The sequence below is a fragment of the Streptomyces sp. NBRC 110611 genome (assembly GCF_001590865.1).
Classification (GTDB): Bacteria; Actinomycetota; Actinomycetes; order Streptomycetales; family Streptomycetaceae; genus Streptomyces.
Genome location: NZ_BBUY01000001.1, coordinates 662,008 through 673,028, shown reverse-complemented (window position 1 = coordinate 673,028; position 11,021 = coordinate 662,008). Strand labels below are relative to the sequence as shown.

Below are 11,021 nucleotides of genomic sequence, written 5' to 3'. Positions count from 1 at the left end.
CTGCGGCTGCGGCTGCGGCTGCGGCTGCGGCTGCGGCTGCGGCTGCGGCTGCGGCTGCGGCTGCGGCTGCGGCTGCGGCTGCGCGGAGTCTGCCGGACCGGGCGGACCGAGCGGGTGCGGCTGGGCGCTGTCCGGGCCGGCCGGCGCGCGGTCGTCGCCGGACGCGCCGGGGGCGCCGGACGCGCCCCCGGGACGGCCCGGGGCTGCGACGGTCCCGCCGCCGTCCGCGCCCTGCGGAGCGGCAGGTGGCGGCGACTGCGGCGGACTCGGGTAGCCCGCTGCCGGGGCCGGGGGGCCGTACGGCGGCATGGGCCCGGCGGCCGGCGGTAGCGCGGTGCCGTGTGCGGGCGTCGTGACCGGTCGTTGCACGGGCGGTGCGGGGGCCCAGGGTCCGGGGCCGCCGTAGGGGGGCGTGCCGTAGGGGTCCTCGGGGTGCAGCGGCTGCGGCCGCCGCGGCGGTGCGCCGGGCGGAGCGGCGGACACCGGGGGCGCCTGGTCCGCCGGCGTCGCGGGGGCCGGTTCCGTACCTGCGCCGGACGCCTCGGACGCGGACGCCTCGGACGCGGGCGCCTCCTGCGGGCGGACGCCCTGGTCCGCCGGGCCCCGCACACCGGATATGGCGGCCCTGCCGGACGCGTCCGCCGGCGCCGCCTCCGCCGGGCCGTCGGCGGACGGTGTCGCCTGCGGGCCGGCACCGGCGGCCGGCCCGCTGCCCGGGGTGTGTCCCGGACGGCTCCACCACTTCAACTTCGGCCCGGCAGCCTTCCCGTCGTCCATGTTCTCCCCAGAATTCGCCCGCGTGCGCGGGCCACCACCACCTCGCGGCAGCTGCCCGGTCAGGGGTGCGCCGCCCCAGGCGATTCAATCAGTTCCGCGCGGGGCCGCGCAGGGACCGGTCAGCGCTGGGCGACGGTGGGGCCGTGGACGGCGGCCGCGGAGCCGAGCAGTGGCCGGCCGGGCACCGACGGGGACGGGTTCCGGTGTGCCGAGGCCCCGCCGGCCGCGGAGGTGGGCGGCCCGGGGTGGTACGCCGGGCCCGGACGCGTCGCGGCTATCAGGGGCGAAAGGCCGAAGGGGCCGGCCGGCCGCTCCACCGCCGCCGCGGAGGGTGCGGCCGCGGCGCCAGGGCCGTTCAGGGCCATGGCACTGGGCGCCGGCACCGGGGTGGGGGCGCCGGACGCCGGCCACGTCCACTCCCGGGAGACGCCGGTCCGGAGGAACTCCGAGCCATGGGACAGCGAGCCCCCGTCGGCCGCGGGGCTGACGCCGAGCGGGGTGACGGCCGTGCCGCTGCCCTCGCCGCGTCCGCCGCCCGCGTCGACGGCCGCTTCCAGCGGCAGGGCGCCGCCGAGCGCGAAGGCCGCGAGCGAGACCGCGCCGGCCGCCGCGAACGCGAACCGGCGCCGCTGCACCGGCCGTTCGGCCTCCGGGCCGCGGACGCCGCGCGGACGGGCCTGCGCGGGAACGGCGGCCATCGCACGGCCGCCGTGGCCGTCGGCGGGGACGTACCCGAACGCTCCGCCGCGGCCGAACTCCTCCCGCACTCCCGAGTGCTCCCCCACTCCGGACCTCGCCCGAGCGGGGCGACCCCCCTGCCCGAAGCCGCCGTCACGCCCGAACCCGCCATCGCCGAGCCGGCTGCCGGGACCACCGGGATCGCCGCCGGGCAGCTGCTGGAGGCGCGCCAGCAGGCCCGCGGAGGGGCCCGGGAGCGGCGCCTCGGCGAACACGCTCTTCAGCCGGCGCTGGGCGTCGGCCTCTGCCTTGCACTTCCCGCACGTCGCGAGATGCGCGAGCACCCGCTCGCGCGCGTCATGCCCCAACTCGCCATCGACCAGGGCCGCGAGGCGGTCGCCGAGATGCTGCTCGGCGGGGGACGGACCGCCACTGAGGCTCACGCGATTCCCACCTCCCCGGTGGGCACCACGGCCAGCTGCCGCCGCTCGCGCGCCTTCTCGGCGCGGGTCTCCTCGGCGCGCGCCGCCGGAGCGCGGTGCTTGAGCGCCTTGCGCAGATGGGAGCGGCCGCGGTGGATCCGGCTGCGGACCGTGCCCAGCTTGACGCCGAGCGTCGCGGCGATCTCCTCGTACGACAGACCCTCGATGTCGCACAGGACGACCGCGGCACGGAACTCGGGCGCGAGGGTGTCCAGCGCCTGCTGGACATCGGCGTCGAAGTGGGTGTCGTCGAACTGCTGCTGCGGCGCGGGCTCACGGCTGGGGAGCTTCTCGGCGGCGTCGTCACCGAGCGCGTCGAAGCGGATGCGCTGCCGGCGGCGGACCATGTCCAGGAAGAGGTTCGTCGTGATGCGGTGCAGCCAGCCCTCGAAGGTGCCGGGGGTGTACGTCGACAGCGAGCGGAAGACGCGGACGAACACCTCCTGGGTGAGGTCCTCGGCGTCGTGCTGATTGCCGGTGAGGCGGTAGGCGAGGCGGTAGACCCGTGCGCTGTGGGTGCTGACGATCTCCTCCCAGGTGGGCGGAGTCCACGCCTGCGTATCCGCGTCTGCGGCGAAGGTCGCGGTGCGTGCGGATTGCGTGCGGAAACGGTCAGCGGTGTCGGTCACGGATTTCGGCTCGGAGAACGACCTTCTCAAGCGCCTCAGCACTCCTCGGTCACCCGCCGCAGCCGCACCTCCCCTGGTGGCTCTGGTGGTGTCCAGTAGAGCCCCTACCATATCCGCCTCGCCCGTTAGCTCCGGATAAGCAGATTTGACCTGCATTTGGTCCTGCTTCCGGCTGTCCCGTGTTTGATCCTGATTCTGGCCGCGAGTCCCGTCTCGCACCGTGTTCACCACTGCCATCCCCCCGTCTTTCCCCTGCTCCTCCTTTAACGCCCGGTCCCATCTGCGGGTTCCCGCGCGCAGCGGATACAGTCACGGTTGCGTCAACTACGGGGACAGGAGAGGGCCATTACCGGCAACCGGCAGACGAGCTTGGCATTCGCCGAGGCGTACGGCGCCGGAACACTCGACGGAACCGCCGAGACCGCCCTGCGCTGGTCCCGCGACCGCGCCCAGGAAGCCGGCATCCGCACAGTGACGGCCGGTACCGGCGCGGCCCTGCGCCTGCTCGCCGCCACCGCGGACGCCAAGGCGGTCGCCGAGATCGGCACCGGCACGGGCGTGTCGGGCATCTACCTCCTGGACGGCATGCGGCCCGACGGGGTGCTGACCACCGTGGACTGCGAACCCGAGCGGCAGGCCTGCGCCAGGCAGGCGTTCCGCGAGGCCGGCTTCGCCGGCAACCGCGCCCGCTTCATCCCCGGCCGCGCCCTGGACGTCCTGCCGCGGCTCGCGGACGGCGGATACGACCTGGTCTTCTGCGACGGCGACCTCATGGAGTACCTGGAGTACCTCGCTGAATCGTTGCGTCTGCTGCGCCCCGGCGGCCTGGTCTGCTTCGAAGGCGTCTTCGCCGACGGCCGCACGGTCGACTCGGCGGTGCAGCCGGCCGAGGTGCTGCGGCTGCGCGAACTGCTACGGGCCGTGCGGGAGAGCACGGCGCTGGTGCCGTCCCTGCTGCCGGTCGGCGACGGCCTGCTCTGCGCGACCAAGCGCGGCTGACGCCGAGCGCGGCCGCACAGGGAACGGCCCCGGCAGGCGGCACGCATCCGCTGCGCGCCGCCTGCCGGGGCCGGGTGGTACGACGTGGGGGCTACCGGGGCGGTCGGCCCCGGGAATCCACCGGTGTCACCGTCGTCAGACGGCGACCTTCTCCAGGGCCTCGCCCAGGGCCTTGGCCTCGTCCGGGGTCAGCTCGACGACGAGTCGTCCACCGCCTTCGAGCGGAACGCGCATGACGATGCCCCGCCCCTCCTTGGTCACCTCGAGCGGGCCGTCGCCCGTCCGCGGCTTCATGGCCGCCATGCTCGTTCCCCTTCCTGAAACCAGCTCATCTCAGCCGACGGCCCGAATAGGCACGTGTCACCGGCATCGAACACATTGCTTCCAGGCCATTATCCCGCATCGAACGACCCGATGACCAACATCGGGGAGCATCCCTTCGGCAACGCGCTGCCCCAAACCCACTCAATTCGGGGAGCGGGCTGCGATACTCCTCCCTCCCCCGACCTCCGGCCCGGCCGCAATCTTTGACGTACGTCACATGCGCACGGCCGATGATCTCCGGCATCCTGAGCTCGGACTGCCGCTGCCGGGCAGTCCGAGCCGCGACGGAGGGGACTACCGACCATGGCCGACACCGTGCTCTACGACGTGACCGACGGACTCGCGACGGTCACCCTGAACCGCCCCGACGCGATGAACGCGCTGAACATCGAGGCCAAGGTCCAGCTGCGGGACACCCTGCGGGAGGCCGCGGCCGACCCCGCCGTCCGCGCCGTGCTGCTGACCGCCACCGGGCGCGCCTTCTGCGTCGGGCAGGACCTCAAGGAGCACATCGGCCTGCTCGCGGAGGACCGCGCGACCGGCTCCGGTTCCACCATGAGCACCGTCCGTGAGCACTACAACCCCATCGTGACGACGCTGGCCGGGATGCCCAAGCCGGTGGTCGCGGGCGTCAACGGGGTCGCCGCGGGCGCCGGGGCGGGCTTCGCCCTCGCCGCCGACTACCGCGTCGTCGCCGACTCGGCGTCCTTCAACACGTCCTTCGCGGGCGTCGCGCTGACCGCGGACTCCGGGATGTCCTGGACGCTGCCCCGGCTGATCGGGCACGGCCGGGCTGCCGATCTGCTGCTCTTCCCGCGCAGCGTCAGCGCCCAGGAAGCGTACGAGCTGGGCATCGCCAACAAGGTCGTACCGGCCGACGCGCTGGCGGAGGAGGCGGCGGCCGTCGCCCGGCGGCTGGCCCAGGGCCCGACCGGCGCCTACGCCGCGATCAAGGAGTCGCTGGCCTACGGCGCCGGGCACTCCCTCACCGAGGCGCTGGGCAAGGAGGACGAGCTGCAGGTGCGGGCGGGGGCGTCGGAGGACCACCGGATCGCGGTCGACGCGTTCGTGAAGAAGGAGAAGCCGGTCTTCCTGGGCCGCTGACCCCGTCCGGCGCCCGATGCCGACATCCCCGGTCCGCCGCCCGGCCGGGCTCAGCCGGCGGCCGCCTCCACCGCCGCCCGTACATGACACTCCGCCAGATGGTCGTTGACCAGGCCGCACGCCTGCATCATCGCGTAGGCCGTGGTCGGGCCGACGAAGCGGAAGCCGCGCTTCTTGAGCTCCTTGGCGAGCGCCGTGGACTCCGGGGTCACCGCCTGCACCTCGGCGAGGGTGCGCGGCGCCGGACGGCCGGACCGGTCCGGGGCGTAGGACCAGATCAGCTCGTCGAGCTCACCGGGGGACAGCCCGGCGGCGGCCTGGGCGTTGCCGATCGTCGCGGCGATCTTGGCGCGGTTGCGGATGATGCCGGGGTCCCCGAGCAGCCGCTCGGCGTCCGCGTCCGTGAACCGCGCCACCGCCGCGATCCGGAAGCCGGCGAACGCGGCACGGAAGCCGGGCCGGCGGCGCAGGATCGTGATCCAGGAGAGCCCGGACTGGAACGCCTCCAGGCTCATCCGCTCGAAGAGCGCGTCGTCGCCGTGCACCGGCAGACCCCACTCGGTGTCGTGGTACGCGCGGTAGTCGGCCATCCGCTCCGACTCCATGCCCCACGGGCAGCGCGGAACCCCGTCCGGCGCCGTCACCACACCGCTCATGCCTGCCCCTCGCCTTCCGGCCGGCGCGCGGATTCGGGGGCTCCGGCCGCCTGCGCCCCACCGCCGCCCCCGACGGACGCATCCCGGCCCCGGCCGCTCTCTGCCGGCCCCGGGCCGCTCTTCACCACGGGGCCCGGACCGTCCTCCGCCAGACCCGGGGCGCCCTCCGCCGGCCCCGGACCACTCCCCGTCAGCCCCGGCGCGCCCATCGCCGCGGCATGGGCGCCGGCCAGCGCCGCCTCCAGCTCGGCGATCCGGGCGTCCCGCTCGGCGAGCTCGGCGCCCAGGCGGTCCAGGACGTCGTCCACGTCGTCCATCCGGTAGCCGCGGACCGTCACCGGCAGCCGGACGGCCTCCACATCGGCGCGGGCCACCGGACGGTCGCCGGGCAGCGGGTCGTACAGCCGGTCCGGCTCGGCGTCCCGCAGCCCACCGCCGTCACCGCCGACGACCACGAGCGTGACCGCGGCCACCACCACGACCATCGCGATCAGCAAGAACCAGAACACGACCAACTCCCCGGACTCAGTGTCTGCACCGATCGTGCCATGCGGGTGTGACAGTTAGGGTCGCTCCCGGACCACGGAGAGGGAGTCAGGGAATGCTGCGGCTGGGAAATCGCGAGTTCGGGGCGCAGGAGCCGGTGATCATGGCCATCGTCAACAGGACCCCGGACTCGTTCTACGACCAGGGCGCCACGTTCCACGACGAGCCGGCGCTCGCCCGGGTGGAGCAGGCGGTGGCCGAGGGCGCCGCGATCATCGACATCGGCGGCGTCAAGGCCGGCCCCGGCGAGGAGGTGAGCGCCGAGGAGGAGGCCCGCCGCACGGTCGGGTTCGTCGCCGAGGTGCGCAAGCGCTTCCCCGACGTGGTGATCAGCGTCGACACCTGGCGGCACGAGGTCGGTGAGGCGGTCTGCGAGGCCGGCGCGGATCTGCTCAACGACGCCTGGGGCGGCGTCGATCCGCGGCTCGCGGAGGTCGCGGCGCGCTACGGCGTCGGCCTGGTGTGCACCCACGCGGGCGGCGTCGAGCCGCGTACCCGGCCGCACCGGGTGACGTACGACGACGTGATGGCCGACATCCTGCGGGTCACGCTCGGACTGGCCGAGCGGGCGGTGGAGTTGGGCGTCCGGCGGGACGCGATCATGATCGATCCGGGGCACGACTTCGGGAAGAACACCCGGCACAGCCTGGAGGCCACCCGCCGGCTGGGCGAGATGGTGGATTCGGGCTGGCCGGTGCTGGTCTCCCTGTCCAACAAGGACTTCGTCGGGGAGACACTCGACCGCCCGCTCAAGGAGCGTGTCCTGGGCACCCTGGCCACCACCGCCGTCTCGGCCTGGCTGGGCGCCCAGGTCTACCGCGTCCACGAGGTCGCCGAGACCCGCCAGGTACTGGACATGGTCGCCTCCATCGCCGGCCACCGCCCCCCGGCGGTCGCCCGCCGCGGCCTGGCCTGACGCCGACGACAGGCCCTAGAGCCCGACCTCCTTCGTCAGCAGGGTGACCGCCTCGTCCACGTCGTCGCTGAGGCGGAACAGCTCCAGGTCGTGCATCGAGGCCTTGCCCTCGGCGATCAGGGTGTCGCGCAGCCAGTCGACCAGCCCGCTCCAGTAGTCCGTGCCGAACAGCACGATCGGGAAGCGGGTGACCTTACGGGTCTGGACGAGGGTGAGCGCCTCGAAGAGCTCGTCGAGGGTGCCCAGCCCGCCGGGGAGCACCACGAACCCGCGGGCGTACTTCACGAAGCAGGTCTTCCGCACGAAGAAGTACCGGAAGTCCACACCGAGGTTCACATAGTCGTTCATGCCCTGCTCGAAGGGCAGCTCGATGCCCAGGCCCACGGAGACGCCGCCGGCCTCCTTGGCGCCCCTGTTGGCCGCCTCCATCGCCCCCGGACCACCCCCGGTGATCACCGCGAACCCGGCGTCCACCAGGGCCCGCCCGATCCGTACGCCGGCGTCGTACTCCTTGGAGTCGCGGGGCGTACGGGCCGAGCCGAAGACGCTGACGGCCGGGCCCAGCTCGGCGAGCGCGCCGAAGCCCTCGACGAACTCCGACTGGATGCGCATCACCCGCCAGGGGTCGGTGTGCACCCACTCGGAGGGGCCCGCGGAGTCCAGCAGCCGCTGGTCCGTGGTCCCGGGCTGCACCTGGTCGTGGCGGCGCAGAACGGGACCCAGCCGCTGCTCCTCGGGGACCGGTGCTCCCTGGGGACTGGCCATGACGTGCTCCCTCCGCAGACAGATCGTTTGCCGTTTCAGCGTAGATCCATCGGAGCTTCCCCGATGTGAAGGTCCGGCGTCAGGCCGTCAGCCAGGCGCGCAGCCGCTCCTCGCAGTGCAGGATGCGGTCGGCCTCGACCCGTTCGTCCTTCTTGTGCGCGAGCAGCGGGTTCCCCGGTCCGTAGTTGACGGCCGGCACGCCCAGGGCGCTGAAACGGGAGACGTCGGTCCAGCCGAACTTGGGCATCGCCCGGCCGCCGACGGCCTCCAGGAAGGCCTTGGCCGCCGGGTGCGACAGTCCGGGCAGCGCACCCGGGGAGTGGTCGTCGATGACGAACTCGTCCACGGGGCAGTCCGCGAAGACCTCGCGTACATGGGCGACGGCCTCGTCCGGGGTGCGGTCGGGCGCGTAGCGGAAGTTGACGGTGACCGTGCAGGCGTCGGGGATCACGTTGCCGGCGACGCCGCCCTCGACGCGGACGGCGTTGAGGCCCTCGCGGTACTCCAGGCCGTCGATCACCGGGCGGCGCGGCTGGTACGCGGCGAGCTTCGCCAGGATCGGGGCGGCGGCGTGGATCGCGTTGGCGCCCATCCAGCTGCGGGCGGAGTGCGCGCGCTCCCCGGTGGTGCGCAGCAGGACCCGGAGGGTGCCCTGGCAGCCGCCCTCCACCTGGCCGTCGGAGGGCTCCAGGAGGACGGCGAAGTCCCCGGCGAGCCAGTCCGGGTGGGCTTCGGCGACCCGGCCGAGGCCGTTGAGGTGCGCGGCGACCTCCTCCTGGTCGTAGAAGACGAAGGTCAGGTCGCGGTTGGGCGCGGGGACCGTGGCCGCCATCCGCAGCTGGACGGCGACGCCGGACTTCATGTCGCAGGTGCCGCAGCCCCACAGGACGCCGTCCTCGTCGAGCCGGGAGGGCACGTTCGGGGGGTTGTCGGAGATCGGGACGGTGTCGAGGTGGCCGGCGAGCACCACCCGCTCGGCGCGGCCCAGCCGCGTACGGGCCACGACGTTGTTGCCGTACCGGTCGACGGTCAGGTGCGGCAGGGCGCGCAGCGCCTGCTCCACGGCGTCGGCGAGGTCCTTCTCCTGGCCGCTCTCCGACGGGAAGTCGACCAGCTGCGCGGTGAGCGCGGCGGCGTCGAGCGACAGGTCGAGGGCGGTGGGGTGTGTGGAGCGCTCCATGGATCCGACCCTATCGGCAGCACTCCAGTACGGTGGGCGCGTGTCAGCCAAGCCCGTTCTCCCCGCCCGCCGCTCACGCCTCTGGCGCACCGCCGCGGCTCTCGCCGTACTGCTCGGGCTGGCCGGCTATCTGCTGGTGCAGTACATCACCGGCGGGCCGGGGGCGCCGGTCTGCACGGTGCGCGCCGAGGGGGACGAGGAGGCGTACGAGCTGTCCCCGGAGCAGGCCGGGAACGCCGCGACGATCTCGGCGGTGGCGTCCGCCCGAGGGCTGCCGGAACGGGCGGTGACCATCGCGCTGGCGACCGCCATGCAGGAGTCCGGGCTGCGCAACATCGATTACGGCGACCGGGATTCCGTCGGCCTCTTCCAGCAGCGGCCGTCCCAGGACTGGGGCACCGTGCGGCAGATCATGGACCCGGTCTATTCGGCCGGCGAGTTCTACCAGCATCTGGCGAAGGTGCCCGGCTACTCCCGGCTGCCGCTGACCGTCGCCGCGCAGAAGGTGCAGCGCAGTGGCTATCCGCAGGCGTACGCCAAGCACGAGGCGAACGCCGCGCGGCTCACCGGAGCGCTCACCGGCCGCGACCCGGGCGCGATGACCTGCACCGAGAGCCGTCCGGTGGACAGCGAGCCGGGTGGCGCCGCGGCGGTGCGGGCGAAGCTGGTGCGCGAGTTCGGGCCCGCGGTGCTGCCGCGGACGGCCGGCGCCGGCGGGCGCGGTGCGGGCGGCGGGCAGACCCTGACCGTGCCGGTGCGGCAGTCGGGGGCGGGGGCCGACGGCGATACCGCGCGGCGCGGCTGGCAGCTCGCGACGTGGGCGATGGCGCACGCGGCAGAACTGCGCATCGAACAGATCTCGTACGCCGGCCGGATGTGGTCGGCGGCCGATGCGGAGAAGGGCTGGCAGCGCCGGCCGGGAAATGGTGCCGCGTCGGCCGAGCGGGACGTTCGTATCATCACCGCCAAGTAATTCCATCACCCCGGAATATCCCGCTGGTACGCGGACGGGGTCGGCGGAATGCAAGAGGGAGCAATTCCCGGCAGAAATGCGGAAGTTACCGAAACCCGCCCTGCCCCGCCCCGTCAATTCCCTTGCGTACGTGGGGACATGACACTCCGCAGCCTTCGCCGGCGGTGCACATATTGCCCTTCTTTCGCACGGCCGATAATGCAATGCGTTACCAACTCTTTACCTTAATTCACCGCAACCTTCGGGGGTCTGACGCGGTAGTCAATGCGTCCGCCAGGCGGACATGGCACATCTGTCAGAAGTACGAGTCCTTCTCCGTAAAAGGAGCACCATGTCCCTCCCCGTTACGCGTCGGATCGCCCGAGCCGCCCTGCTCGTCGCAGCAGGCGCCGCTCCCGTGGTCGCTGCGGCCGGCTCCGCGAGCGCCGCGGAACTGCCCGCCAAGGCGCCCGGCCTGGGCGGACTGACCGCGCCCCTGGACTCCCAGAACACCAGCAAGTCCCTCAACCACGGCACGCGCGACGGCGTCGACGTGGTGAACGCCACCAGCAAGGCGGCGACGCAGAAGCTCGCTCCGGCGGCCGGCGAGACCGCGACCCCGGCCATGAAGAAGACCATGCCGCTCACCAACGGGGTCGTCGGCAAGGTGGAGGGCGCGGCCCGGCCGCTCGTCAAGGACGGCGTCTCGACCAACACCCTGCCGAAGTCCCTGGTCAAGGTCCTCCACCGGCAGGCCCGTACCGCGCTCGAGCAGCCGCACAGCGCACCGGCCCGCCCCGGCCAGGTGAAGGGCGCCCCGGTCCGTACGGCCAAGGCTCCGGCCGCGACGCAGCACGCGCCGGCCCGGACAGCCACGACGCAGCACGGCCCGATCCACAGCGCGAAGGTGCAGAACGTCCCGGCCCAGGGCGGCAAGAAGGGGAAGAGTCCGGCGGCCCCCGTCGCCATGGTCGGCGGCCTGCCGGTCGGCCTCCCCGTCGGCATGCCGGTCA

General features: G+C 73.6%; 12 protein-coding genes and 1 pseudogene. 6 read left to right on the top strand and 7 right to left on the bottom strand.

The genetic code is table 11. The annotated features are described in order from the left end of the window. A partial coding sequence (locus AZE13_RS36695; RefSeq protein WP_220127554.1) for a hypothetical protein occupies positions 1-330 on the top strand: 330 nt, incomplete at its 5' end. Between the two features lie 566 nt (positions 331-896). Here the strand turns inward: AZE13_RS36695 and AZE13_RS02940 are convergent. Together AZE13_RS02940 and sigE are read right to left on the bottom strand one after the other, a co-directional pair. Next, the gene (locus AZE13_RS02940; RefSeq protein ID WP_066926449.1) at positions 897-1,898 is read right to left on the bottom strand and encodes an anti-sigma factor family protein; all 1,002 of its coding nucleotides are present in this window, start codon (positions 1,896-1,898) and stop codon (positions 897-899) included. Next, positions 1,895-2,566, bottom strand: a complete 672-nt coding sequence (sigE, locus tag AZE13_RS02935; RefSeq protein ID WP_066926447.1) for an RNA polymerase sigma factor SigE — start codon at positions 2,564-2,566, stop codon at positions 1,895-1,897. Before sigE ends, AZE13_RS02940 begins: the two co-directional genes overlap by 4 nt. 315 nt (positions 2,567-2,881) lie before the next feature. Here sigE and AZE13_RS02930 point away from each other — a divergent pair, with 315 nt between their 5' ends. Continuing rightward, positions 2,882-3,565 carry an O-methyltransferase gene (locus AZE13_RS02930; RefSeq protein ID WP_066926445.1) on the top strand — a complete coding sequence of 228 codons (684 nt, stop codon included), beginning with the start codon at positions 2,882-2,884 and terminating at the stop codon, positions 3,563-3,565. A gap of 135 nt (positions 3,566-3,700) precedes the next feature. Here AZE13_RS02930 and AZE13_RS33640 read toward each other — a convergent pair whose 3' ends face one another. Continuing rightward, positions 3,701-3,868: a DUF3117 domain-containing protein gene (locus tag AZE13_RS33640; RefSeq protein WP_079123638.1), complete on the bottom strand. Its 168-nt coding sequence runs from the start codon at positions 3,866-3,868 to the stop codon at positions 3,701-3,703. Positions 3,869-4,192: 324 nt separating this feature from the next. Between AZE13_RS33640 and AZE13_RS02925 the strand changes: the two genes are divergently transcribed. After that, a complete protein-coding gene (locus AZE13_RS02925) occupies positions 4,193-4,993 on the top strand; it encodes an enoyl-CoA hydratase/isomerase family protein (RefSeq protein WP_066926443.1) in 801 nt (266 codons plus the stop codon). 50 nt (positions 4,994-5,043) lie between these two features. Here AZE13_RS02925 and AZE13_RS02920 read toward each other — a convergent pair whose 3' ends face one another. Continuing rightward, positions 5,044-5,649, bottom strand: a complete 606-nt coding sequence (locus AZE13_RS02920) for a DNA-3-methyladenine glycosylase I (protein ID WP_066926441.1) — start codon at positions 5,647-5,649, stop codon at positions 5,044-5,046. Next, complete coding sequence (locus AZE13_RS02915) at positions 5,646-6,158, bottom strand: DivIVA domain-containing protein (protein ID WP_066927181.1); 513 nt, start codon at positions 6,156-6,158, stop codon at positions 5,646-5,648. The genes AZE13_RS02920 and AZE13_RS02915 overlap by 4 nt, the downstream gene beginning before the upstream one ends. 92 nt (positions 6,159-6,250) lie before the next feature. On the opposite strand from AZE13_RS02915, the gene folP reads away from it, so the two are divergent. Beyond that, positions 6,251-7,111, top strand: a complete 861-nt coding sequence (folP, locus tag AZE13_RS02910) for a dihydropteroate synthase (protein ID WP_066926439.1) — start codon at positions 6,251-6,253, stop codon at positions 7,109-7,111. A 15-nt stretch (positions 7,112-7,126) separates the two neighbouring features. Here the strand turns inward: folP and AZE13_RS02905 are convergent, their stop codons facing one another. Then, a complete protein-coding gene (locus AZE13_RS02905; RefSeq protein WP_066926436.1) occupies positions 7,127-7,876 on the bottom strand; it encodes a TIGR00730 family Rossman fold protein in 750 nt (249 codons plus the stop codon). Positions 7,877-7,955: 79 nt separating this feature from the next. After that, the gene (gene dapE / locus AZE13_RS02900) at positions 7,956-9,056 is read right to left on the bottom strand and encodes a succinyl-diaminopimelate desuccinylase (RefSeq protein WP_066926434.1); all 1,101 of its coding nucleotides are present in this window, start codon (positions 9,054-9,056) and stop codon (positions 7,956-7,958) included. Between the two features lie 40 nt (positions 9,057-9,096). Between dapE and AZE13_RS02895 the strand changes: the two genes are divergently transcribed. Continuing rightward, a complete protein-coding gene (locus AZE13_RS02895; protein WP_066926432.1) occupies positions 9,097-10,029 on the top strand; it encodes a heavy metal transporter in 933 nt (310 codons plus the stop codon). Between the two features lie 331 nt (positions 10,030-10,360). Then, positions 10,361-10,520, top strand: a pseudogene (locus tag AZE13_RS39200) (ATP-binding protein); the annotation flags it as partial. Positions 10,521-11,021: the final 501 nt, after the last annotated feature.

What these genes read in the sequence shown, in the direction of transcription:
- AZE13_RS33640 (WP_079123638.1), bottom strand. Translation starts at nt 3,868, where the DNA reads ATGGCGGCCATGAAGCCGCGGACGGGCGACGGCCCGCTCGAGGTGACC.
- AZE13_RS02925 (WP_066926443.1), top strand. Translation starts at nt 4,193, where the DNA reads ATGGCCGACACCGTGCTCTACGACGTGACCGACGGACTCGCGACGGTC.
- AZE13_RS02920 (WP_066926441.1), bottom strand. Translation starts at nt 5,649, where the DNA reads ATGAGCGGTGTGGTGACGGCGCCGGACGGGGTTCCGCGCTGCCCGTGG.
- folP (WP_066926439.1), top strand. Translation starts at nt 6,251, where the DNA reads ATGCTGCGGCTGGGAAATCGCGAGTTCGGGGCGCAGGAGCCGGTGATC.
- AZE13_RS02905 (WP_066926436.1), bottom strand. Translation starts at nt 7,876, where the DNA reads ATGGCCAGTCCCCAGGGAGCACCGGTCCCCGAGGAGCAGCGGCTGGGT.
- dapE (WP_066926434.1), bottom strand. Translation starts at nt 9,056, where the DNA reads ATGGAGCGCTCCACACACCCCACCGCCCTCGACCTGTCGCTCGACGCC.